This window comes from Klebsiella sp. 2680 (assembly GCF_900198535.1).
GTDB classification, from domain to species: domain Bacteria; phylum Pseudomonadota; class Gammaproteobacteria; order Enterobacterales; family Enterobacteriaceae; genus Klebsiella; species Klebsiella indica.
On the sequence record NZ_FZNJ01000001.1, the window covers coordinates 1,251,889 to 1,275,718 of the forward strand.

The following is a 23,830-nucleotide window of genomic DNA, read 5'->3' on the forward strand; positions in this document are numbered from 1 at the left end:
GTCACTCAAGCTCTTTCTGGCAAATGGCTATCATCGATGAAATGGCTTTATGCACATCGGGAGCATTGGGGGCATAATAAAAGTTCACACTGGTTTGTTTTCCGCCAAAGGATGAGATATCAACCCACGCCACATCTTCATCGTTAGCGTCCTGTAAATCGTAACGATCCGTTCCACCTGGCAAAGGATCATCCCTCATTAGCGACAGTTTCTGCGAGAGCGCCGCTGAGTACAGGCAATTTTCTACCGAGTGCTTTTGTCCTTTGAAATACACTGTTTTCAATTCCGGATGAATTCCAACGCGACCGGGATCCACGCAGCCACACAACATGATGGCCAGGATGCTTATAACAGCTTTATTCATCTACATAAATCTCCTTTGAATAAATGCCGCTCATACTAAACGCACATTCTTATACGTTACGTCAATAATATCCTGACACGGATTATTTTTTTGAACGGAAATACGACTGCCAGCCAGAGAAAAGCCGCCACCATAGTGGCTGGTGAAGGTTACAGCATTATCCGATAAAACAACCTAAGAGCCTGGCCCATTAGGACTATTTTGCTTGTCATTTTGAACCTGGGCAGTGCTCAGAATCCTCACGTACTACGTGTACGCTCCGGTTCTTCCGCGCTGGCCGTGTTCAAACTGGCTGCGCCAATAACGCCTGGTGGGATAGGCTCTAAACCAGGGTTATTTTTTCCCTCAGGTTGGAAGTGGTGGCTAATTGTCCATCAACGGTAATCACAATAGCGTCCATCCCCTCTATTTTATTGACCGTTTGTAAAATAGTTTTCGCATCCAGGCCAAATAGCTTCGTCGTGTAGACATCACAATCTATTGATTTATCAGAGATAATAGTTAAAGAAGCAATATTATTCTCCACTGGATAGCCGCTGCGGCTGTCAAAAATATGGTGGTATTTATTACCTTCGTGCTCGAAGGTCCTTTCATAGATCCCTGAAGTCACTACCGACTGATTTCTTACCTTGATCTTTGCAACACAGTGGCCTCTTGGCAGAAAGGGATTCTGTATCCCGACATCCCAATAGGAGCTTTTTTTAGGTGATTCTCCATAAACAAGCACATTGCCACCAATATCAATCATGGCGGAAACAGGATCTTTTTCTTTGAAGAAATCCATGATCTTATCGCTGAAATACCCTTTCGCGATGGCCCCCAAATCTATTTCAAGGCCCTCTTTGGCAAAAAACACCGATTTTTGCTCATCATCCAGGATGATATCTGCAGGATCCAGGCGCGTCAGAACCCGGTGGATCTCATGCTGGCTCGGGACGCTTGCTTCAGCAAAGCCAATCCGCCAAAGCTTAACCAGGGGGCCAATCGCAATGTTCAAAAAACTATTGGGTTCCAGACTATGATCTCTCCCTGTCTTGATCAATTCATACAAATCCGGATCCACAACGACCGGCTCTTTGGCCGCTGTGATTTTCAACGCAGACAATTGAGACAATTCGCTGTTGGCGCTAAAGACGTGCTCGTAATGCTTTAACATGTCACACGCCACTGCTAGCCACTTCTCAGCCTGATCCCCCTTAAAATAAAGGTGAATCCGGGTTCCCATAAGACCGATCGCTTTATTGGCCTCTGTCATGCATTCTCCTTCTCACGACGTGAGTATTGGGCGGTATCTTTATAACGCAGAAATGAATCAAGCAGATCCATATCAATCGCCGACAGTTCCCTGTTGCGGTTATGCGCGATGAAGTAATCTATGTTCAACTGGTCAACGGGCAGTTCATAGATATTATATTGTGAGGGGGAGGGTTCTATGGCCACACTTTCAGGGACAAAAGTAAGGCCCATACCGGCCATAGCAAGATTTTTCACCGTGGCTATTTCACTGCTTTCGACAATGATATTGGCCTTTATTTTATAAATACCCAGCAGGTGATCGATCTGCATTCTGATGGCCGATCCCTTAGACGTTAACACAAGCTTCTGTCTCAATAGGTCCTCTATGGCAATACTCCCTTCCGCAAGAGTGGCGGTCTCTTCCTGATAAAGCTCGCTGGAGCTGGGGATCACGGCATAATACCGATGCTTCCCCCAGGAAACGGCGCAAACAGCGGGAGCAAGACGACTTGAGTTTTGTCCAATCCAAAAGTCCACTTCACTCTTTAACAGCCTTTTCTCATTGTTTTCTGGTATATCTTCCACCAGCTCGATTTGACATTCGGGATAGAGGGCCAGAAATTTCGGCAAAAAAAGCGGGATCAGGTAAGTGCCGATACTGGGTAAGATACCGATTTTTATCGTCGTCTTCCCCCTATCCGTTATCACATTGATTTGCCTGCGCATATTGGAGTAAATCGTTTCGAGTGAACCGAGATAGTCATAATAAATCTTACCCTGCTCAGTTAAACGATAAGGCAGTTCATGGCGGTTGATAATCTGACAATTCAGTTCTGCTTCAATCCGTTTAATGACCTGAGTTAAATAAGGTTGGGATATATAGAGGGACTCGGCAGCCTTGCTGTAGTTGCTGAACTTAAGCAAAGCATCTATATAACATAAGGCACTTTGATTCTTATATTTTAACATTTTCTTCCCCTCCGGGCCCTTTACCCCAACATTATAACAAATTACTTATCATGTACTAATGAAGAGTTATTAGATAGCTTTTGTATACTGTGTTAAAACAATACCAGGATATTTTTTATGGTTATTACAGCACAGGAAACCTTTAATATGAACTACTTAGCAATTGTTGGCACCAATTCTAGTGTGTCAACAAACCGCATGTTGCTGCAATTTATGAAAGAACATTTTAAAGAAGAGGCGCGGATAGAACTCTGTGAAATCAAAGATCTTCCGGCATTTTATGAAGCCGAAGATGAGCAGATTCCTCAGGAAGTGGAAGCCTTGTCCGTTAAAATCCGTCAGGCTGATGGTGTGATCATCGCTACCCCCGAGTATGACCATACCATCACCGCAGCCTTAAAGAGCGCATTAGAATGGATCAGTTATACCAGTCAGGCGCTCACGGATAAGCCCGTCTTGATAGTGGGGGCTTCCCATGGCGCTCTCGGCTCGTCCCGCGCTCAGGCCCATCTTCGTCAAATTCTTGATTCCCCTGAATTATCCGCTCGACTTATGCCTGCCAGCGAATTCCTGTTAGGAAAATCACAAAGCGCCTTTGATGCAGGAGGCATTTTAATCAATAAAGCCAAGTTAGCTGAACTCGATGAGATTTTTAGAGAGTTTGTTCTGTTTACCGAACTTATTACAAAATTGTTATCAGACAGGTCAGTAATCAAAAAAGACAAAAAATTCGCCTGGCAAACTCAGGGGGCATAAGAGAAATGAAATTTACTGCAATTGTTGGAACCACGTCGCCAAAGTCCTATAACCGAATGCTGCTTCAGTTTATGAAAGCGCATTTTAAAGACAAAGCTGAAATTGAGCTGTTAGAAATCAACGAAGTCCCGATGTTTAACCAGGACTGCCCGTCTAACAATCCACAGCTCCTGGAGATTAATGAAAAAATAGTGGCAAGCGATGGCGTCATTATTGCCACACCAGAATATAACCACTCCATTCCTTCCAGCCTGAAAAGCGTTCTGGAATGGTTAAGCTACGAACTTCATCCTCTGGATAACAAGCCGGTTATGATTCTGGGCGCGTCGATCGATTATCAAGGCTCTTCTCGCGCTCAGTTGCACCTTCGGCAGATACTCGATGCGCCCGGGGTCAATGCCAATGTGATGCCTGGCTACGAATTCTTGCTGGGTAATGCCAATACGGCCTTTGACGAGAAGGGTCAGTTGAACAACGAAGGAACTATCGACTTTCTGGAAATCTGCTTCCTGAGATTCATGCGTTTTGCCAAAATCTCGAATCAATTAAATGAAGAAGAAGATTTTTCTTTCGTCCCTGGCACCTATGAAGTACATGCATCAGGCCATGGAGGCGCCCTTCCCATGAAGGTTTCCTTCAGTGAAAAGAAAATCGAAAGCATTTATATTGACACCGCCGGTGAGACAGAAGGTCTGGCTGACGTCGTGTTTGTGAGAATTCCTGACAAGATAATCGAGGGTCAGACCCTGAATGTGGATGCGCTCTCTGGCGCATCAGAGACAAGTCACGCGGTAATTGATGGTGTTGCCAAAGCCGTTAAACTGGCCGGTGTGAACCCTGACATCTTAAAGAAACGGCCAAAACCAGCCAGCAGTTTGAACCGTAGCGATGAAGAGTACACCTGTGATGTGGTTGTCGTTGGCGGAGGTGGCGCTGGCTTAAGCGCGGCGGCAACCGTCTTACAACAAGGCAAGCGTGCCATCGTTCTTGAAAAATACCCCGCGGTTGGCGGCAACACGATTCGTAGCGGTGGTCCAGTCAATGCTGCAGACCCTGAGTGGCAGAAGACATTTCAGGAAAATCCGGGCGAAAGACATACTATCGAGGCGCTGTTAAACACCGATGAACGTGATATTCACCAGGAGTATCTGGCTGATTTCAGAGCGCTGAAAGCCGAATTTGCTGCCTACCAGGCGCAATTTGGCGATAACAAAGGCTTTCTGTTTGACTCTCCGCTGCTGCACAGAATGCAGACTTACTTCGGTGGCAAGCGTACTGATCTTCAGGGAAACAGCATCTACGGCCAATACGACCTGGTTAAGATTCTGACCGACAGAGCCTTAGAGAGCGTTAAATGGCTTGAAGATATTGGTGTTGAATATAACAAAGAGATCGTTTTCGCTCCTGTTGGCGCACTATGGCGTCGAGGTCATAAACCGGTCAAAAAATATGGTACCGCCTTTATTCTGGCATTAAGCAAATACATTGAAGAGATGTCTGGCACCATTATTACCGATAGTCCGGCAAAAGAATTTCTCATCGAAAAGGGTGAAATTAAAGGGATTATCGCGACAGGTGTAAACGGACAAAAAATTACCGTTCATGCTAAAGCGGTGATTCTGGCCAGCGGTGGTTTTGGTGCAAATACCAGGATGCTGAAACAGTACAACACCTACTGGAGCCATATTGCTGACGACATCAAGACAACCAATTCCTACGCGATGACAGGTGACGGTATCCTTCTGGGTCAGTCAGTGGGCGCAGCCTTAACCGGCATGGGCTTCACCCAAATGATGCCGGTGGCCGACCCGAATACAGGCGAGCTCTTCAGTGGCCTTCAGGTACCACCAGAGAACTTCGTCATTGTAAATAAAGAGGGGAAACGTTTCATCAATGAATTTGCCGGACGAGATGTTTTAACCAAAGCCGCACTGGCTGAAGGCGGCCTTTTCTATCTGATTGCTGATGATGAGATCAAGAAAACGGCTGCGAATACCAGTCAGGAGAAAATTGATCGCCAGGTTGAAGCCGGTACGCTCTTTAGGGCAGATACGCTGGAAGAACTGGCGCTTAATGTCGGCATGAACCCGGATGTACTCGTGGATACCATCAACAAATACAATCGCTATGTTGAAGCTGGTGAAGATCCTGAATTCCACAAAGATACGTTTAGCTTAAAGGTAGAAAAAGCGCCGTTCTATGCCACACCGAGGCAACCTGCTGTTCACCATACCATGGGCGGCCTGAAGATTGATGCCGCCACCAGGGTTCTGGATGAACACAACCAACCGATTAAGAACCTCTATGCTGCCGGCGAAGTCGCAGGGGGTATCCACGCCGGTAACCGCCTCGGTGGTAATGCACTGACTGACATTTTTACTTTTGGCCGAATTGCAGGCCAGACAGCGCTTGCAGAAATGAACTGACTTAGCGTGGGGTCGTCGTTAACCGGAGAGATTAACCCAATGTGGGTTAATCTCTTTTTAATGCGAAACATGAAAATATCCACCATATAACTGTGGATTTAGCAGACGAGAGTTGATGTGGTGATAATGAAAGAGTGACGATGCAACCCAATCACCTGACAGATCACGTGATGAAAATTGATGCAATTTTGGGAGATAACGACACCACTACGACGCCAGGAGGAAATCAGGCAGGCTTAAAACTTGCCTAATCTATTGATAACAAATGGTACGCCCTACAGGGTTCGAACCTGTGACCTACGGCTTAGAAGGCCGTTGCTCTATCCAGCTGAGCTAAGGGCGCATTGAGAAGTGGCAACTTCATGATATGCAATCGCCGGAATTATACGGTCCACGTCTGGTGAGTCAATGTATTTTGCCGTGAACCCCCGGTTGCCTGCGTAACCTGCCTGATTATACGGCGAAAGGCGTATAAAGTTTGTCCAACTCCATGTTTCTGCACGTTAACTTTAATTCTGTCTTAATGCGCTTTTTTTGTCCCTGTGACGATGCGGATAAAAACATTATTCATCACTCATTATGCCAAAGGAAGATAAAATCTTAAACGAAGACTGACAGCGAGGCTGGCTTCTGACAAAATATCGTCATCCCCCTTTCGTAAAGATACAGATGGAATCCTCTCTCTGATGGCAGCAAAAATTATTGACGGTAAAACGATTGCGCAGCAGGTACGCTCTGAAGTTGCGGAAAAAGTAAAGGCTCGCGTTGCGGCCGGAAAACGCGCACCAGGATTAGCCGTCGTACTGGTCGGCAGCAACCCGGCATCGCAGATTTATGTCGGCAGCAAGCGCAAAGCGTGTGAAGAGGTCGGCTTCGTCTCCCGCTCATACGATCTCCCGGAAACCACCAGTGAAGCAGAGTTACTGGAACTTATTGACACACTGAATGCCGATAACACTATTGATGGCATTCTGGTCCAGCTACCGCTCCCCGCCGGCATTGACAATGTCAAAGTTCTGGAACGCATTTCGCCAGACAAAGACGTCGACGGTTTCCATCCTTATAACGTCGGCCGCCTGTGCCAGCGGGCGCCGCGCCTGCGTCCGTGCACCCCGCGTGGCATCGTCACCCTGCTTGAACGTTACAACATCGATACCTACGGTCTGAACGCGGTGGTCATAGGCGCATCCAACATCGTCGGACGCCCGATGAGTATGGAACTTCTGCTGGCGGGCTGCACCACTACCGTCACCCACCGCTTTACTAAAAACCTGCGTCATCATGTCGAACACGCCGACTTGCTGATCGTCGCCGTGGGCAAACCCGGCTTTATCCCGGGTGAGTGGATCAAAGAAGGCGCGATCGTGGTAGATGTCGGGATTAACCGACTGGAAAACGGCAAAGTGGTTGGCGATGTGGTTTATGAAGACGCCGCCGCACGCGCATCATACATCACGCCGGTCCCCGGCGGCGTTGGTCCGATGACCGTTGCCACTCTCATTCAGAACACGCTGCAGGCGTGCGAAGAGTACCACGATATTCAGGAGGCCTGAGATGGCGAATTTTTCTTTAGGCAAGCACCCGCACGTTGAACTGTGCGATCTGCTGAAGCTGGAAGGCTGGAGCGAAAGCGGAGCGCAGGCGAAAATCGCCATTGCTGACGGTCTGGTCAAAGTCGACGGCGCGGTAGAAACCCGCAAACGCTGTAAAATCATCGCCGGGCAAACGGTCAGTTTTGAAGGTCAGAGCGTTACCGTTACCGCGTAAAAGCACTGGCGCCGCAACCCGGCGCCTTAACAATTATCCCCGTCCGACAAACGGCATTTTGTTCGCCATAATCGTCAGCTCCAGCACATTTGTCGTTGGCGGCAATGCCGCAATCATCTGAATCGCCGCCGCAACGTCAGCCACATCCATCATCGCCTCGGCCGCAATTGTCCCGTCTGCCTGATAAACGCCTTTACGCATTCGTGCAGATAGCTGCGTTTCGGCGTTGCCGACGTTAATCTGCCCACAGGCGATATTAAATTGTCGGCAATCGAGCGCGATGGATTTAGTCAGCCCGGTAATCGCGTGCTTCGAGGCGGTATAGGGTGCGCTGTACAGGCGTGGCGTAGTTGCAGAAATGGAGGCGTTATTAATAATACGTCCGCCCATCGGCTGCTGCTGTTTCATGATCTTGATAGCTTCTTTGGCGCAGAGGAAACTGGCATGCACGTTAAGATTAAATACCCGCTGCCACTCTTCAAACGGGATCTCTTCAATCGATTTAGCAGGGCTATTATTGCCTGCATTATTAAACAGCAGATCCAGACGGCCAAAATGTCGGCTGATACGCTGAAAAAGCGCCTCTACCTGCTGAGGGTCGGTCACATCGGCAACAATTGGCACAAATCGTTCCGCGTCCAGCCCCTGAGCGCACTCAATAAGCGGCTGTTCGTTACGCGCCACCACGACCACCACGTAGTTCATCTGATACAGCGCTTTCGCCGCTGCATAGCCAATACCTTTACTTCCCCCGGTAACCAGCGCCACCTTCTGCATACGTCTTCTCCCTTATGATATTTAGCTTCACGCTAGCGCGTTAGCGGCTTTACGGGAATGGAAGAATGCAAAAATCAGGTGCGAAGATCTGTTCATTTGCCTGAATCGGGGCAAAAAAAGCCGGGGATAGCCCCGGCAAAAAAGAGAGAATACGGTTATTTACGGCGCCAGGTCGTCCCCTGCGGGCCATCTTCCAGCACAATACCCATTTCGTTGAGACGGTCACGTGCGGCATCCGCCGCCGCCCAGTCTTTCGCTTTACGCGCATCCAGACGCTGCTGGATCAGCGACTCAATTTCCGCCACTTCACCGTCATCCGCCTGCGCGCCGCTCTGCAGGAAAGCGTCCGGATCCTGCTCCAGCAGGCCCAGCACCGAAGAGAGCTTACGCATATGCGCCGCCATGGCGTTAGCGGCGGCAACATCTTCAGTTTTCAGACGGTTCACTTCACGCGCCATATCGAACAGCACAGAATACGCTTCCGGGGTGTTGAAATCGTCGTCCATTGCGTCGATAAAGCGCGCTTCAAACGCCTCGCCACCGGCTGGCTCTGCGGTTTTATCGGTTCCGCGCAGCGCGGTATACAGACGCTCCAGCGCGGAGCGCGCCTGCTTTAAGTTCTCTTCGCTGTAGTTCAGCTGGCTGCGGTAGTGGCCGGACATCAGGAAGTAGCGAATGGTTTCCGCATCGTAATACTTCAGCACATCGCGCACGGTAAAGAAGTTGCCCAGCGATTTGGACATTTTCTCGCGATCAACCATCACCATCCCGGAGTGCATCCAGTAATTGACATACTCACCGTCGTGGGCGCAGGTGGACTGCGCGATTTCGTTTTCGTGATGCGGAAACATCAGATCCGAACCGCCGCCGTGAATATCAAAATGGTTGCCCAGTTGTTTGCAGTTCATCGCTGAACACTCAATGTGCCAGCCTGGACGCCCTGCTCCCCACGGCGACGGCCAGCTCGGTTCGCCCTCTTTCGACATTTTCCACAATACGAAGTCCATCGGGTTATGTTTAACATCAACCACATCAACGCGAGCGCCCGCCTGCAACTGGTCGAGATCCTGACGCGACAGTTGACCGTAGTTCGGATCGGTCGGCACATCGAACATCACGTCGCCATTGTCGGCGACGTAAGCGTGGCCTTTAGCGAGCAGTTGCTCGGTGATCTCAATGATTTCCGCAATATGGTGGGTCGCACGCGGCTCCTGATCCGGGCGCAAAATATTCAGCGCGTCGAAGTCTTTATGCATCTCGGCAATCATGCGATCCACCAGAGCGACAAAACTTTCACCGTTTTCATTCGCACGTTTAATGATTTTATCGTCAATATCAGTGATATTACGTACATACTTCAGCTTATAGCCGAGAAAACGCAGGTAACGGGAAACGACATCAAACGAGACGAAGGTACGGCCGTGACCAATATGACAGAGGTCGTAAACGGTAATTCCACACACGTACATGCCGACTTCCCCGGCATGAATAGGTTTAAATTCCTCTTTTTGGCGCGTCAGTGTATTAAAAATTTTTAACATCGAAGATTCCATGTAGACGTGTGTGGATATAAGCCGCGTATTCTAACCTTAATTCAATCCTGAAGCAGCACACATTGCAAGGTGATCCAACTCCGCGGTTATGCTATAACACCCCACTATATCTCACCCGACACCGGGTGCAGGCACCACAATCATCGGAACAGGATGCAAAAATGGTTACTTTCCACACCAATCATGGCGATATCGTAATCAAGACGTTTGACGACAAAGCGCCGGAAACAGTTAAAAACTTCCTGGACTACTGTCGCGAAGGTTTCTACGATAACACCATTTTCCACCGTGTTATCAATGGCTTTATGATTCAGGGTGGCGGTTTTGAGCCGGGTATGAATCAAAAAACCACTAAATCTCCGATTCAGAACGAAGCCAACAACGGTCTGAAAAACACCCGCGGCACTCTGGCAATGGCCCGCACTCAGGCCCCACACTCCGCTACCGCTCAGTTCTTCATCAACGTCGCCGATAACGACTTCCTGAACTTCTCCGGCGAAAGCCTGCAGGGTTGGGGCTACTGCGTATTCGCAGAAGTCGTGGAAGGTATGGATGTTGTCGACAAAATCAAAGCGGTATCGACCGGCCGTAGCGGCATGCACCAGGATGTGCCGAAAGAAGATGTTGTGATCAAAAGCGTCACCGTCAGCGAGTAATTCGTGGCGACACTTTTTATTGCGGACCTGCATCTGCAAACGGAAGAACCGGCGATTACCGCCGGTTTTCTGCGCTTTTTACAGGGGGAAGCCCGCGAGGCGGACGCCCTGTATATCCTCGGCGACCTGTTTGAGGCCTGGATCGGCGATGACGATCCGAACCCGCTGCATCGGCAAATCGCCGCCTCCCTCAAAGCATTAGCCGACTGCGGCGTCCCCTGCTACTTCATCCACGGCAACCGCGATTTTCTCGTCGGCAAGCGATTTGCCCGCGAAAGCGCAATGACCCTGCTGCCGGAAGAACAGCTTCTCGATCTCTACGGGCGGAAAGTGCTGATTATGCACGGCGACACCCTGTGCACCGACGATGCGGGCTATCTGGCCTTTCGCGCAAAAGTCCACAATCCCTGGATCCAGCGCCTGTTTCTGGCTCTGCCGCTGTTTCTCCGCCGCCGTATCGCCGCCAGAATGCGCGCCGACAGCAAAGCGGCCAACAGCAGCAAGTCTCTGGAAATTATGGACGTAAATCCGCAGGCGGTAGTTGATATCATGGAGAAGCATCGCGTTCAGTGGCTGATTCACGGGCATACGCATCGCCCTGCCATTCATCAGTTACAAGCCAACGGCATAACCGCTTATCGTGTGGTGCTCGGCGCCTGGCATCACGAAGGCTCCATGGTCAAAGTGACGCCTGAAGATGTTGAGCTGATTTATTTTCCTTTTCAGGATGCGCCCCTGATTACCGAACCAAATTCCTCTCAAGCGCTGAATCCAGGATAAAAGCACTTGAGAGTGTATACTGATACCGTGAGGCTCTGTCACCTATCTTAGTTTCGTTACCCGACCATCCTCGTGATAACGCAATGGTGAATGCTGACGAACATAATTTTCAAATAAAGCATTCATCGATCCTACACTTTCAATATATCGCGCTTGTTGAATAATATGATAAAGAGAGTCAGCATGTTTAGATTCTTCATAATGCCAGTCAACCAGCGCAAGGGTGTAGTTTTTATTTTTATCAATAACGTTTTCATTAATTAACACATCACCAACTATTCGTTTATTTAATGGTCGTGTCGAGTCATAACTAAAGCGTATTCCCGACACCTGCTGAAAATACGTTTTTAATCCCGCTTCTAATAACGTCAGTAAATCTGCTCCCTTAATTTCAACCTTAACAATATCAAAGTCCTCGGTCAAAATATTAACCAGATCCTTTTTTGTTATTTCTCCGGGCCCCATTGAAGCACTAATTAAGGGGGCAAAAATAATAGCCGTGTCAGTTCCTGCTTTTTCACGAATCATATCACTGAGCATATTTCCCAGATTCGTCTCACGGCTTCTGACATCATAGCGATCGCCATTCAGTTTCTCACTGGCGTTTCCTATCACCTCAGAGTAAGCAGTGTCTATTCGCGCATTGGCTTGTTGAACAATTTTATCAATAGATTGATCCTTTTTAACTAGAGAAGCTAACTGATGATTAATCAGAGCGGCTTGTTTATGATTAAGTTTCCCATCCACAAATTCCAGATTAACAATTCCAAGGTTATGTGTTCTATGACCCGTTTGCGCAATCAACACATCGTTGACAACCTGTCCCTTTTCCAGAGCGGTATGACTATGTCCATCAATAATTACATCAATACCCGCCACTTCCTCCGCTAATTTTTGCGAATGATTACGATCGGCTTTATTTAGCCCGAGATGAGATAGCGCAATAATCACATCTACCTTTTCAGCTTGTAAGCTTTGCACCATTTCTTTGGCGATCGCAACAGGATCAAGTAATTTCACACCCGCAATATTTTCCGGTCTTGCGGTAATCGTTTGGGTTGACACACCAAAAATGCCCACTTTAATGCCATCAATATCTTTAATAATAAAATTCCTGGTAAAATCCTGCCCGTTATCGTACTTAACATTTGCGGCCAGTAGTGGATAATTCAGCTTTTTCATCAATGTTTGCAAGCGGCTTTGGCCATAAATAAATTCATGATTTCCAATTACCGCAGCATCATACCCTACTTCATTCATAATATTGACAATAGTGTCACCCTTATCCATACTACAAATTAACTTCCCCTGAATAAAGTCACCACCATCGACAACCAGTACATTACGATTAATTGTTTTAATCGTATCAACCAATGTTTTAATACGCGCAAAGCCAATGGCATTCTTATCTTCACTGACTCGACAATGTGTGTCATTGGTATGAATTATTGTCATTGTTTTATTGCGTTCACCCGCCCAACAAAAACAAGACGAAAACATTAACAGTAATGATAAAAGCATTCTCATATATTTAATCCTTAGTTTATTACTGACTCTCCCTAAAAAAATCGAGTCGCAGGGAAATGCTTCAGGTATATTCAAGAAATGAATAACACCAGAGACATTCCGCATAATAAAATCCGCCAGATTAATAAATTAACCTAGTCTATATATACGCCCCAATTTATTCAGGATACAAATCCATTATCGTGCATAGTCATTGTATACATTATCAGTCAGAATTTATCGTTGTTAACGACGCGTTGAGAATTCAGTCACGTATCCAGTCATGTAGTTATCTCCTTCGGCTCGCTGACCGTACTGGAGTTTGCGGTTTTATTATCGGGATCTAATTTTACGCGATTTATCTCTGTCTGTACGCGCCATATAAGAAACGCTTTACGCAAATACAAATGCTGATGATGAGCATTCCCATACTTTCCTGGGGCTGGTTTTTACCTTTTTTGCCAGCGCGGCCACCGCTCATAACTGGCGTGTTTCATCAGATACAGATAAGACAAAAGACGGTTATCCGCGCGCACGCAACCGTTTTCCTGACCGCAAGATCATGCTATTCTCTGTGGCCTCTAAAGCAGTGTGAAACACACCCACAGGAGTTTTAAGACGCATGTCTTCCCGCAATAATTCGGCGCGTATCGCCATCGTGATGGGGTCCAAAAGCGACTGGGCTACCATGCAGTTTACCGCAGAAATCCTTGATGCCCTGAACGTTCCGTACCATGTCGAAGTAGTCTCAGCACACCGCACGCCCGATAAACTGTTCAGCTTCGCCGAAAACGCGGAAGAGAACGGTTTCCAGGTCATTATTGCTGGTGCGGGCGGCGCGGCGCATCTGCCGGGCATGATTGCGGCGAAAACGCTGGTGCCGGTTTTAGGCGTACCGGTACAAAGCGCGGCGCTGAGCGGCGTTGACAGCCTTTACTCCATCGTCCAGATGCCGCGCGGTATCCCGGTGGGCACGCTGGCGATCGGTAAAGCCGGCGCCGCCAATGCCGCCCTGCTGGCGGCGCAGATCCTCGCCCGGCATGATGCGGAACTGCACCAGCGCCTCAGCGCCTGGCGCCAGGCGCAAACCGATGAAGTGCTGGATAACCCGGACCCGCGGGGTGCGGCATGAAACAGGTTTGCGTTCTCGGCAATGGCCAGCTAGGCCGGATGCTGCGTCAGGCTGGTGAACCGCTGGGTATCGCGGTCTGGCCGGTCGGTCTCGAAGCCGACCCGGAAGCGGTGCCGGTACAGCAAAGCGTGATTACCGCAGAGATTGAACGCTGGCCGGAAACGGCGCTGACCCGCGAGCTGGCGCGTCATTCCGCCTTCGTCAACCGCGACGTTTTTCCGGTTATCGCCGACCGTCTGACGCAAAAGCAGCTGTTCGATAAGCTGGCGCTCGCTACCGCGCCGTGGCAGCTTCTGGCGGAGAAAAGCGAGTGGCCGGCGGTATTCGCCCGTCTCGGCGAGCTGGCTATCGTTAAGCGCCGCGTCGGCGGCTATGATGGCCGCGGTCAGTGGCGTTTGCGGGAAAATGAAACCGCGCAGCTGCCGGATGATAACTACGGCGAGTGTATCGTTGAGCAGGGGATTAACTTCTCCGGCGAAGTATCGCTGGTCGGCGCACGCGCCCGGGACGGCAGCACGGTCTTCTATCCGCTGACCCGCAACCTGCATCAGGACGGTATTTTACGCGCCAGCGTTGCGTTTCCGCAGGCCAACGCCCGCCAGCAGGCGCAGGCGGAACAGATGCTGTCGGCGATTATGAATGCGCTTAACTACGTTGGCGTGATGGCGATGGAGTGTTTTGTCACCGCTGATGGTCTGCTGATTAACGAACTGGCGCCGCGCGTGCACAATAGCGGCCACTGGACGCAGAACGGCGCGTCCATCAGCCAGTTTGAGCTTCATCTGCGGGCGATTACCGATCTGCCGCTGCCGCCGCCGGTGGTCAACAGCCCGTCGGTGATGATCAACCTGATCGGTACCGATCTCAACTATGACTGGCTGAAGCTACCGCTGGTGCATCTGCACTGGTACGACAAAGAGGTGCGTCCGGGACGTAAAGTCGGCCACCTGAACCTGACCGACAGCGATACCGATCGCCTGAGCGCGACGCTGGAAGCGCTGAAGCCGCTGCTGCCGCCGGAATACGCCAGCGGTGTATTCTGGGCGCAGGCGCAGCTGGCGTAATCTGCGACCATCATCCCGGCTTGCGGCGCGTTGCGCCCTCGCCGGGTTATTCCTGCCCCCGAAAATCCCGACTCCCTGATGCTATTGAGCAATTCATCGTGAAAAATCAATCCGGCCTGCCTCTCACCGCGTACAATAGGCGGGTTATCGCGTCGAGCGACGCGTCTGAATTGATTAATGGCTTGTTTGAATAATGGAATTAGTGCAATCACCACAGAATATTCGACGGATTCTCGCCAGCGATACGCCGCTGATTGACGTACGCGCTCCGGTCGAGTTCCGGCAAAGTGCGATGCCTGCGGCAATCAATCTGCCGCTGATGGACGATGAGGAGCGCGCCGCCGTCGGCACCTGCTATAAACATCAGGGCCCGGAAGCCGCGATCGCGCTGGGTCATCAGTTGGTTAATGGCGAGATTCGCGCCCGCCGCCTTGCTGCCTGGAAAGACGCCTGCGCACGTTATCCGGAAGGCTACCTGTGCTGCGCGCGAGGCGGTCAGCGTTCGCATATCGTGCAGCGGTGGCTGAAGGAAGCGGGCGTTGATTATCCGCTAATCGTCGGCGGCTATAAGGCGCTGCGCCAGGCGGCGATTCAGCTCACCGAAGAGCTGGTACAGCGTCCTGTTGTGCTGATTGGCGGCTGTACCGGTAACGGTAAAACCCAGTTGGTCCGCGCTCAGCCTGACGGCATCGATCTCGAAGGCCATGCTCATCACCGCGGCTCCTCGTTTGGCCGTACCTTACAGGCGCAGTATCAACAGGCAACATTTGAAAACCATCTGGCCATCGCGATGCTCAAAAAGTCAGCGCAGCAGAGGCGATGGGTGCTGGAGGATGAGGGACATATGATCGGTGCCAATCATCTGCCAGAAAGCTTACGTATTCGCATGGATCGGTCGCCGCTGGCGGTAGTGGAAGATCCCTTTGAGATCCGCCTTGAACGTTTGCGCGAAGAGTATTTTACACGTATGCATCACGACTTTATTGCGGCATATGGCGAAGAGCAAGGCTGGCAGGCGTACAGCGACTATCTGCATCATGGCCTGTTTGCCATTCGCCGCCGTCTGGGATTACAGCGTTTTGCCCAGCTCACCGCCCGGCTCGACGAGGCGCTGGTCGAGCAGCAGCGTACCGCCAGCAACGAAGCGCATTTTAGCTGGCTGGTTCCTCTGCTGAACGAGTATTACGATCCGATGTACCGCTATCAGCTCGGCAAAAAAGCGGAGAAGATAGTGTTTCGCGGTAACTGGCGGGAGGTCGCCGCCTGGCTGGCGCAATAATCTCCCCCGTTGCCCTAATGCTGGTTAGTTAAGGGGCTGTCAGCCATTTTGATGGCTGGCTGAGCGGTTCCGTTAATCGGTGGTTTAAGCGAAATCCCGATTCGGTTGCAAAACTCAGGAGATTTTAACCCACAGCCGCAGGGGAGTAACCGTTTCAGCCCAGGCTCACAGCAGGGGGTTGGGCGCATCAAGGAAACCTGGCGGGAACGCAGGCGCGCATCCAGGACTGGCCGCCAGGACGGCGGCCAGAGGGCGGGTCGAGACAGGGACGTCGAGTCCCGCCCGGTCCGCCAGATGAAGCCGGAGTGGAGCGGACCGCGCAGCGGCAGGTTTTCAGCGCAATGCCGGGGGTGCAGGGGGACGGGCGAAACGTCCCCCTGCCCGTTCACACGCAATGAAAATGAATAATATCCTCATACTCAAAGTGAACGGAACAGGCCACTAAGCCAAACCCGGTGAAAACGAAAAATGCCATTTTCGCCAGAACCACCGAAAAAGCGACTCCTGTTACCTGGATTAAGACTCACGCCATACCCCGGCACAATAGCGGCAAATTACACGCAATCCCACTACTGAGTGAACTGGCGAAACAGCGCTTTGCCTTTTAGCAGACGCAATCCCAGCCAGCCGCCGCACAACGACAGCAGTATCGCCCCGCAGAGCGGCAGCATCACCCACAACCGCCAGTCGGGAGACCACGGAAAATCAAAAATTTTGCTTTGCAATAATGCCAGCGCCACTTCTGCGCCAATCGCCGCGACCACGCCGGAAACCACGCCCAGCTGGGCGAACTCTGCCCACAGCGTGGTGCGTAGCAAAGACTTACCGGCCCCCAGCGTACGCCAGACCACCAGTTCCTGATGACGCTGGCGCATCCCGACCTGCACCTGGGCCAGCAACAGCAAAATGCCGCAGGCGGTCACCAGCACAACCATCACCTCCAGGGCGCGGCTTACCTGGGTCAGCACCTGGCCAATCTGCTGCAAAATCGCGCCGATATCCAGCAGGCTGACGGTCGGAAACGCGCGGTTGAGCTGCGTCAGCATCCCGTTACCGTTATCCCAACGGAAGCTGGTTAACCAGCTTTGCGGCTGCCCGTCGAGCGCTCCTGGCGGGAAAATAAAGAAGAAGTTGGGGCGCAGGCTCTCCCAGTCCACTTTGCGCACGCTGGTCACTTTCGCGCTAAAATTCTGGGTATCCCCGGTAAAGGTCAGATTATCGCCGGGCTTCACCCCCAACCGCTGCGCCAGCCCCTCTTCAATCGAGACCTCGCCCGCTTTCGGCGGCCAGCTTCCGGCAACCAGCGGATTATGATCCGGGCGCTCTCGGCTCCAGGTAAGGTTTAACTCCCGGTTCAGCGCTTCGTCTTTATTGCCCTCCGTATCCTGACCATTAATTTGCGTCAGACGGGCGCGAACGACCGGATAAAACTCAGTCGCCCAAGCCTGATGTTCGGCGAGGAAAGTTTTCACCTGCCCCACCTGTTCCGGCGCGATATTGATCAGGAAGTAATTGGGGCTTTCCGGCGGCAATTGCTGCTGCCAGCGGTCGAGCAGATCGCCGCGCAGCACCAGCAGCAGAGCCAGCAGCATAAAAGACAGCGAGAAAGCCGCCAGTTGGCTTAACGTCGACCACGGCTGGCGCAACAGACGATTCACCGCCAGACGCAGCGGCAGCGCGTTTAGCGTCACGCGTTTCAGTAACCACAGGACGCCCCACCCCGCCAGACCGCACAGCAGCGCCAGCACCACAGCGCCCGCCAGTACCGCCCACAATAAGGGACTGCCGCCCATCAGCAGCGCCAGTAGCCCAACGACTACCACGCACACCAGCGGAATATAGAACTTCAGCGGCCAGACATCGGCGACGACATCCTGGCGCAGCACCCGCAGCGGCAGCGTCGCCAGCAGAAGTCGATAAGGGCGCAACCCGACCAGCAGAGAAATCACCACCATCGCGCCAATCGCCCACAACCACGGCCAGCCGCTCGCCGCCGGAAGCGCCGTAGGCAGCACTGGCTTAAGCATCACCAGCAGAATATTTTCCAGCCCGACGCCCATCGCTCCGCCAGCCACCGCCGCCAGCGCCAGCAGCATCAGCCACTGGCCGGCAATCAGCTTACCCAACTGCGCCCGCCCGGCGCCGAGAGTTTTAAGGATCGCCACCCGATCGTAGCGACTGCGGCAGTAATGGCTCATCGCCACCGCTACCGCGGCCACCGCCAGTAGCAGGGTTAACAGCGCCGAAAGCAGCAAAAACTGCTGTGAGCGTTGCAGCGATTTGCCTAACGCGCTGTCGTCCTGCTGCAGGCCGATCCAGCGATGTTCCGGCCCCAGTTTCGGCAACAACCACTTTTCATAGTCCGCCAGTTGCTGCGCGGTTCCGGCATACTTATAGCGCCAGGAGACGCGGCTACCAGGCTGCACCGCGCCGGTTTTCGCCACATCCGCGGTGTTCATCATCAGCCGCGGCGCCATCCGGAAGGGGTTAAATCCGGCATCCGGCTCCTGAATCACCTCCCCGGCAATGCGCAGCGTAGCGTCGCCAACATCAAGGGTATCGCCGGTTTTCAGATTCAGCAACGCCATCAGGCGCGGGGCCAGCAGCACGGTTCCGGCCCGCGGTTTCAAGCCAGGCGGCTGGGTTTGCAACTGACCATACAGCGGATAGGCGTCGTCAACCGCCTTAACCTCTGCCAGTTGCGGCGTATCGCCGGAAAAGGTCATGGTCGCGAAATTCAGCTGTTGATCCACGGTTAAACCAAGGCGGCGGGCTTCGTCAATCCATGCCCCAGGGACTTCGCGCGAACTGCGCAGGGTACGGTCTCCGGCCATAAATTCCCGACTCTGCTGGCTGAGCCCTTTCTCCATACGATCGCTTATCGATCCCAGTGCCAGCACGCAGGCCACCGCCAGACTCAGCGCCAGCCAGACAATCAGCAGCGACGGCGAGCGCCATTCGCGCCAGAACCAGCGGACAATCATGCTTCCTCCCGCAGTTGACCATCCACCAGCCGCAGCCGTCGGTCACAGCGCGCCGCCAGCAGCGGATCGTGCGTCACCAGAATCAGCGTGGTCCCGTGTTCGCGATTGAGCGAAAACAGCAGATCGGCGATTTTATCCCCGGTCTGCCGATCCAGATTACCGGTTGGTTCGTCGGCAAACAGCAGCGCCGGACGACCGTTAAACGCCCGTGCCAACGCAACCCGCTGCTGTTCGCCGCCGGAAAGCTGCACAGGTAAGTGATTCAGGCGTTTTCCCAACCCTAATTGCTCCAGCAATGCCCTGGCGCTGCTGCGGCTGAGTCTATCGCTCTCGCCGCGCAGCAGGGCCGGAAGTTCAACATTTTCCAGCGCATTGAGAGTCGGTATCAGCATAAAAGATTGAAACACAAAGCCAACGTGCTTAGCGCGCAGCTTCGCCCGCGCCTCTTCGTCCATCTGATGCAACGGCTGCCCGAGCAGCGAGACTTCACCGCTACTGCCATCGTCCAGCCCGGCGAGGATCGCCAGCAGCGTCGATTTACCGGAACCTGACTCGCCAATCAGCGCGATGGTCTGCCCTTGTTTGACAACCAGCTCAACTCCGGTAAGGATGGAAAGCAGATGCTCACCCTGACCGACGGACTTCTTAAGATGATGAACTTCAAGTATGTTTTCCGCTGGCATTTGCCTTTCCTGTTTCTGGTCCTGTTTACCTGCCGCGCGATGGCGGCCGATACGCTGTTGGTTCTCGGCGACAGTCTGAGCGCCGGTTATCGCATGGCGGGCAATACCGCCTGGCCTGCGCTGCTTAATGATAAGTGGCAGACCAAAACGTCGGTGATTAACGCCAGCATCAGCGGCGATACGTCGCAGCAGGGGCTGGCAAGGCTTCCGGGGCTACTTAAGCAGCATCAGCCGCGCTGGGTGCTGGTCGAGCTGGGCGGTAACGACGGGCTGCGCGGTTTCCCGCCGCAGCAGACGGAACAGACTCTGCGTACCATTATCCAGAATATCAAAGCGGCAAACGCTCAGCCGCTGCTGATGCAAATTCGCCTGCCCGCCAACTACGGCCGCCGTTATAATGAAGCCTTTAGCGCAATCTATCCGGCGCTGGCCAAAGAGTTCGATATTCCTCTGCTGCCCTTTTTTATGGAAGAGGTTTATCTGAAGCCCCAGTGGATGCAGGACGATGGCATTCACCCTAATCGCGACGCCCAGCCATTTATCGCCGACTGGATGGCGGCGCGTCTGGCTCCTTTAGTTAATCATGACTCCTGATAGCCGGGGGTCGTTTACAGGTAAAGTTATGCAAAAATCGGTTTTAGTTACAGGATGTTCCAGCGGAATAGGTCTTGAAAGCGCCCTTGATTTAAAACGCCAGGGCTTTAATGTGCTGGCAGCCTGCCGCAAAGCAGATGACGTTGCGCGAATGCAGGAGCTTGGCCTGACCGGTGTTTTGCTGGACCTTGACGATCCGCGCAGCGTTGAACGCGCCGCCGAGGAGGTTATCGCCCTGACCGACAATCGCCTGTACGGCCTGTTTAACAACGCGGGCTACGGCGTCTACGGCCCGCTGCCAACCATCAGCCGCCAGCAGATGGAACAGCAGTTTTCCGCTAATTTTTTCGGCGCGCATCAGCTAACGATGCGGCTGCTTCCGGCGATGGCGCCGCACGGTGAGGGGCGGATTGTAATGACGTCATCCGTGATGGGAATTATCTCCAGCCCGGGTCGCGGCGCCTATGCCGCCAGTAAATATGCGCTGGAAGCCTGGTCCGACGCGCTGCGCATGGAACTGCGCCACAGCGGAATTAAAGTCAGCCTGATTGAACCTGGGCCCATCCACACCCGTTTTACCAACAACGTCAACCAGACGCAGGCCGATAAGCCGGTGGAAAATCCCGGTATTGCCGCCCGCTTTACCCTCGGACCGGAAGCGGTGGTGGAAAAAGTGCGCCATGCATTTACCAGTGATAAGCCGAAACTGCGCTATCCGGTAACCCTGGTGACCCACGCGGTCATCCTGCTTAAACGCCTGTTGCCGACTCGCGTGATGGACAAAATTATTCAGGGATGAGTTGAAGCGCCGACCACAGCCCCCATATATTCATAAATACTGACTAAAGAGATTCGTTCATGTCCGCACAGAATATCGTCACTATTACCGAAGCCAACCTGCACCAGACACTGCAGCAGTCGGCCTCCGCACCGGTACTGTTCTATTTCTGGTCCGCGCGTAGCCAGCATTGCGAGAAGCTGACCCCGGTGCTGGAAAGCCTGGCCGCGCAGTACAACGGTCTGTTTACCCTGGCGAAGGTTGACTGCGATGCCGAGCAAATGCTGGCCTCGCAGTTTGGCCTGCGTGCGATTCCTACTGTTTACCTGTTCCAGAACGGCCAGCCGGTGGACGGATTCGAAGGCCCGCAGCCCGAAGACGCGGTCCGCGCGCTGTTGGATAAATACCTGCCGCGTGAAGAGGAACTGAAAGCACAGCAGGCGCAGGCGCTGATGGCGGAAGAGAAATACACCGAAGCGCTGCCGCTGCTGAAAGAAGCCTGGCAATTGTCGAATCAGGAGAGCCAGATTGGCCTTCTGCTGGCGGAAACGCTGATTGCTCTGCAGCGTTCCGATGAAGCGGAAACGGTGTTGAAAACCGTACCATTACAGGATCAGGATACTCATTATCAGGGGCTGGTGGCGCAAATTGAACTGCTCAGGAAAGCAGCCGATACGCCGGAAATTCAGCAGTTGCAGCAGCAGGTGGAGCAGAATCCGGAAGACGCAATGCTGGCTTCCCAACTGGCATTGCAACTGCATCAGGTCGGGCGCAACGAAGAAGCGCTGGCGCTGCTGTTCAGCCACCTGCAAAAAGATTTAGGCGCGGGAAACGGCGAGGTGCGCAAGATGCTCCAGGAGATCCTCTCCGCGCTCGGCACCGGCGACGCGCTGGCGGCGAAGTACCGCCGCCAACTCTATTCCCTGCTGTACTGATCGCGAAAAACGCCGGTTGCGCGCCTTCACCCCAGTCCTCTCCCCTGAAGGGAGAGGAAGAGCTTATAGCCAGGGTAACGCTTACTCGCGTTTTTTCAATGACGTCACAATCAGTTGATGACGCGCATTAAAGAACTTCCGGTAGGTGAGATACCCGGCGATAATCGTCGACAGGCTGGCGGTGGATAAAAGCATAAACGTCACCATAATCTGATATTTTATCGCCTTCACCGGGTCAATTCCGGCAAAAATCAGCCCCGACATCATCCCCGGTAAGCTCACCAGACCAACCGTTTTCGCGGAATCAACCGTCGGAATCAACGCTGCCCGAATGCTATCCCGAATCAGCCTTGCGGAGGCTATTTTCGGCGTCGCGCCCAGACTTAACTTCTCCTGAATCTGCTGCTGCTCACTGCTGAAACGCTGCCCCATATTGTTGTAGCACAACCCCACCGCCACCATCGCGTTTCCGGCCACCATCCCGGCAATCGGGATCACCTGCATGGGCACAAAAGCAATCGACCCGGAAATAACCAGCACCGCCAGCGTTAGCCCAGCGCCAGTGGTTATTGCGATAAACGAAGAGATAAACGCTTTATCGATATATTTACTACGCTTTTTCGCATTCCACGCGGCGTTAAAACAGATAAACAGCACCATCAACAACGTCAGCACCGCGTGATTTACATTAAAGATATATTTCAAAACGTAGCCGACGATAAGCAACTGCAAAATCGCCCGGAAAATACTCCAGATAATATCTTTTTCCAGCGCCAGTTTTTCCCGGTAGCTCACCACAATCGCCACCAGCACCAGTACCATGGATAATGCCAGCGATCCGTTGGTAATATTATGCCCGTTCATTTTTAACCTCGCGCGCGTTCCCGCCAGCAGGCTGTAGCGTCATCACATCATCCGCATGAGCTATCTCATTTTGATCGTGGGTCACCCACAGTACGGCAATATTTTTCTCGCTCGCGTAGCGATGAATAATCTCATTCACATTGTTTTTGTTATTTTCATCCAGTGCGCTGGTTATTTCATCAAGCAGCAGCACCTGCGGTAAAAATTGCAGATTGCGAATCAACGACACGCGCTGCTTTTCCCCGCCCGAAAGTTCAGCGATCGGTTTTTCCAGCAGATTTTCCGCCAGACCAAAGCGCTGTAGATCGGCCACCAGCGCTTTCGGGTCCGGCTGTTTATGACGGATTTGCCACGGAAAGATCAGATTGTCATACACCGAATCGCCGAACAGCGCCGGCGTTTGCGCACAGTAGGAAACCTGCTGGCGATAGGCTTCCGGCGATAGCGTGGTAATGTCTTTACCGGCGAAAAAAATCTTGCCGGAGGTGGGACTAAGCAGTGAAGCGATAACTTTTAATAAGGTGCTTTTCCCACAACCCGATGGCCCGGTAATCAATTTAAATTCCCCTGCCCTGAGCTGAAAATTGATCCCCGTGAAGATAACGGCATCGTCAGCCTGAAACCCCACATCCTCCAGCCGCAAAATAGCGTCACTTTCCGTCATTATTGTTCCTGTTTTTTTCCACAACGGTGCCAGTTTACTCCAGTTTCCTTTCACCGGGATGCG

22 protein-coding genes and 1 tRNA gene are annotated in these 23,830 nt (G+C 52.3%); 12 read left to right on the top strand and 11 right to left on the bottom strand.

Annotated features, from left to right (window positions below; genetic code table 11):
* Position 1: 1 nt before the first annotated feature.
* From FN037_RS05935 to FN037_RS05950, 3 genes are all read right to left on the bottom strand, one after another.
* Positions 2-364: a hypothetical protein gene (locus tag FN037_RS05935; RefSeq protein ID WP_138357915.1), complete on the bottom strand. Its 363-nt coding sequence runs from the start codon at positions 362-364 to the stop codon at positions 2-4.
* Positions 365-686: 322 nt separating this feature from the next.
* Entirely contained in the window at positions 687-1,619 is a 933-nt protein-coding gene (locus tag FN037_RS05945; protein ID WP_138357919.1) for an FAD:protein FMN transferase, read from the bottom strand.
* Positions 1,616-2,569, bottom strand: coding sequence for a LysR family transcriptional regulator (locus FN037_RS05950; RefSeq protein WP_138357921.1), 954 nt, complete (start codon positions 2,567-2,569; stop codon positions 1,616-1,618). The genes FN037_RS05945 and FN037_RS05950 overlap by 4 nt, the downstream gene beginning before the upstream one ends.
* Positions 2,570-2,686: 117 nt before the next feature.
* On the opposite strand from FN037_RS05950, the gene FN037_RS05955 reads away from it, so the two are divergent.
* Entirely contained in the window at positions 2,687-3,325 is a 639-nt protein-coding gene (locus tag FN037_RS05955; protein WP_260607807.1) for an NADPH-dependent FMN reductase, read from the top strand.
* 5 nt (positions 3,326-3,330) lie between these two features.
* Positions 3,331-5,751 carry a flavocytochrome c gene (locus tag FN037_RS05960; protein WP_142501734.1) on the top strand — a complete coding sequence of 807 codons (2,421 nt, stop codon included), beginning with the start codon at positions 3,331-3,333 and terminating at the stop codon, positions 5,749-5,751.
* 266 nt (positions 5,752-6,017) lie between these two features.
* Here the strand turns inward: FN037_RS05960 and FN037_RS05965 are convergent.
* Positions 6,018-6,094: transfer RNA gene (locus FN037_RS05965), tRNA-Arg, on the bottom strand.
* A gap of 343 nt (positions 6,095-6,437) precedes the next feature.
* On the opposite strand from FN037_RS05965, the gene folD reads away from it, so the two are divergent.
* Positions 6,438-7,304: a bifunctional methylenetetrahydrofolate dehydrogenase/methenyltetrahydrofolate cyclohydrolase FolD gene (gene folD, locus FN037_RS05970; protein WP_138357927.1), complete on the top strand. Its 867-nt coding sequence runs from the start codon at positions 6,438-6,440 to the stop codon at positions 7,302-7,304.
* A gap of 1 nt (position 7,305) precedes the next feature.
* On the top strand, positions 7,306-7,518 hold the full coding sequence (gene ybcJ, locus FN037_RS05975) for a ribosome-associated protein YbcJ (protein ID WP_142501735.1): 213 nt from the start codon (positions 7,306-7,308) through the stop codon (positions 7,516-7,518).
* Between the two features lie 33 nt (positions 7,519-7,551).
* Here the strand turns inward: ybcJ and FN037_RS05980 are convergent, their stop codons facing one another.
* Positions 7,552-8,295, bottom strand: coding sequence for an SDR family oxidoreductase (locus FN037_RS05980; RefSeq protein ID WP_142501736.1), 744 nt, complete (start codon positions 8,293-8,295; stop codon positions 7,552-7,554).
* Positions 8,296-8,450: 155 nt separating this feature from the next.
* On the bottom strand, positions 8,451-9,836 hold the full coding sequence (cysS, locus tag FN037_RS05985) for a cysteine--tRNA ligase (protein ID WP_142501737.1): 1,386 nt from the start codon (positions 9,834-9,836) through the stop codon (positions 8,451-8,453).
* Between the two features lie 173 nt (positions 9,837-10,009).
* Between cysS and ppiB the strand changes: the two genes are divergently transcribed.
* Together ppiB and lpxH are read left to right on the top strand one after the other, a co-directional pair.
* The gene (gene ppiB, locus FN037_RS05990) at positions 10,010-10,504 is read left to right on the top strand and encodes a peptidylprolyl isomerase B (RefSeq protein ID WP_004130079.1); all 495 of its coding nucleotides are present in this window, start codon (positions 10,010-10,012) and stop codon (positions 10,502-10,504) included.
* 3 nt (positions 10,505-10,507) lie between these two features.
* The gene (lpxH, locus tag FN037_RS05995) at positions 10,508-11,284 is read left to right on the top strand and encodes a UDP-2,3-diacylglucosamine diphosphatase (protein ID WP_138357940.1); all 777 of its coding nucleotides are present in this window, start codon (positions 10,508-10,510) and stop codon (positions 11,282-11,284) included.
* Positions 11,285-11,326: 42 nt separating this feature from the next.
* On the opposite strand, the gene FN037_RS06000 is transcribed toward lpxH, so the two are convergent.
* Complete coding sequence (locus FN037_RS06000; protein WP_171034783.1) at positions 11,327-12,811, bottom strand: bifunctional UDP-sugar hydrolase/5'-nucleotidase; 1,485 nt, start codon at positions 12,809-12,811, stop codon at positions 11,327-11,329.
* 601 nt (positions 12,812-13,412) lie between these two features.
* On the opposite strand from FN037_RS06000, the gene purE reads away from it, so the two are divergent.
* From purE to mnmH, 3 genes are all read left to right on the top strand, one after another.
* Entirely contained in the window at positions 13,413-13,922 is a 510-nt protein-coding gene (gene purE, locus FN037_RS06010) for a 5-(carboxyamino)imidazole ribonucleotide mutase (RefSeq protein WP_138357946.1), read from the top strand.
* Complete coding sequence (gene purK, locus FN037_RS06015; RefSeq protein ID WP_142501738.1) at positions 13,919-14,986, top strand: 5-(carboxyamino)imidazole ribonucleotide synthase; 1,068 nt, start codon at positions 13,919-13,921, stop codon at positions 14,984-14,986. The genes purE and purK overlap by 4 nt, the downstream gene beginning before the upstream one ends.
* 193 nt (positions 14,987-15,179) lie before the next feature.
* The gene (mnmH, locus tag FN037_RS06020; protein WP_185929221.1) at positions 15,180-16,265 is read left to right on the top strand and encodes a tRNA 2-selenouridine(34) synthase MnmH; all 1,086 of its coding nucleotides are present in this window, start codon (positions 15,180-15,182) and stop codon (positions 16,263-16,265) included.
* A 569-nt stretch (positions 16,266-16,834) separates the two neighbouring features.
* On the opposite strand, the gene ybbP is transcribed toward mnmH, so the two are convergent.
* Positions 16,835-19,249 carry a putative ABC transporter permease subunit YbbP gene (gene ybbP / locus FN037_RS06025; protein WP_142501739.1) on the bottom strand — a complete coding sequence of 805 codons (2,415 nt, stop codon included), beginning with the start codon at positions 19,247-19,249 and terminating at the stop codon, positions 16,835-16,837.
* Positions 19,246-19,932: a putative ABC transporter ATP-binding protein YbbA gene (ybbA, locus tag FN037_RS06030; protein ID WP_138357955.1), complete on the bottom strand. Its 687-nt coding sequence runs from the start codon at positions 19,930-19,932 to the stop codon at positions 19,246-19,248. Before ybbA ends, ybbP begins: the two co-directional genes overlap by 4 nt.
* On the opposite strand from ybbA, the gene tesA reads away from it, so the two are divergent.
* From tesA to FN037_RS06045, 3 genes are read left to right on the top strand one after another with little or no spacing between them, the layout of a single operon-like run.
* Complete coding sequence (gene tesA / locus FN037_RS06035; protein ID WP_138357958.1) at positions 19,900-20,526, top strand: multifunctional acyl-CoA thioesterase I/protease I/lysophospholipase L1; 627 nt, start codon at positions 19,900-19,902, stop codon at positions 20,524-20,526. The genes ybbA and tesA overlap by 33 nt on opposite strands.
* Positions 20,516-21,325, top strand: a complete 810-nt coding sequence (locus FN037_RS06040) for an SDR family oxidoreductase (protein ID WP_171034785.1) — start codon at positions 20,516-20,518, stop codon at positions 21,323-21,325. The genes tesA and FN037_RS06040 overlap by 11 nt, the downstream gene beginning before the upstream one ends.
* A gap of 59 nt (positions 21,326-21,384) precedes the next feature.
* Entirely contained in the window at positions 21,385-22,239 is an 855-nt protein-coding gene (locus tag FN037_RS06045; protein WP_138357963.1) for a co-chaperone YbbN, read from the top strand.
* Positions 22,240-22,320: 81 nt separating this feature from the next.
* Here the strand turns inward: FN037_RS06045 and fetB are convergent, their stop codons facing one another.
* Positions 22,321-23,103, bottom strand: coding sequence for an iron efflux ABC transporter permease subunit FetB (gene fetB, locus FN037_RS06050; protein ID WP_142501740.1), 783 nt, complete (start codon positions 23,101-23,103; stop codon positions 22,321-22,323).
* Positions 23,090-23,767, bottom strand: a complete 678-nt coding sequence (gene fetA / locus FN037_RS06055; protein ID WP_138357967.1) for an iron efflux ABC transporter ATP-binding subunit FetA — start codon at positions 23,765-23,767, stop codon at positions 23,090-23,092. Before fetA ends, fetB begins: the two co-directional genes overlap by 14 nt.
* Positions 23,768-23,830 lie beyond the last annotated feature (63 nt).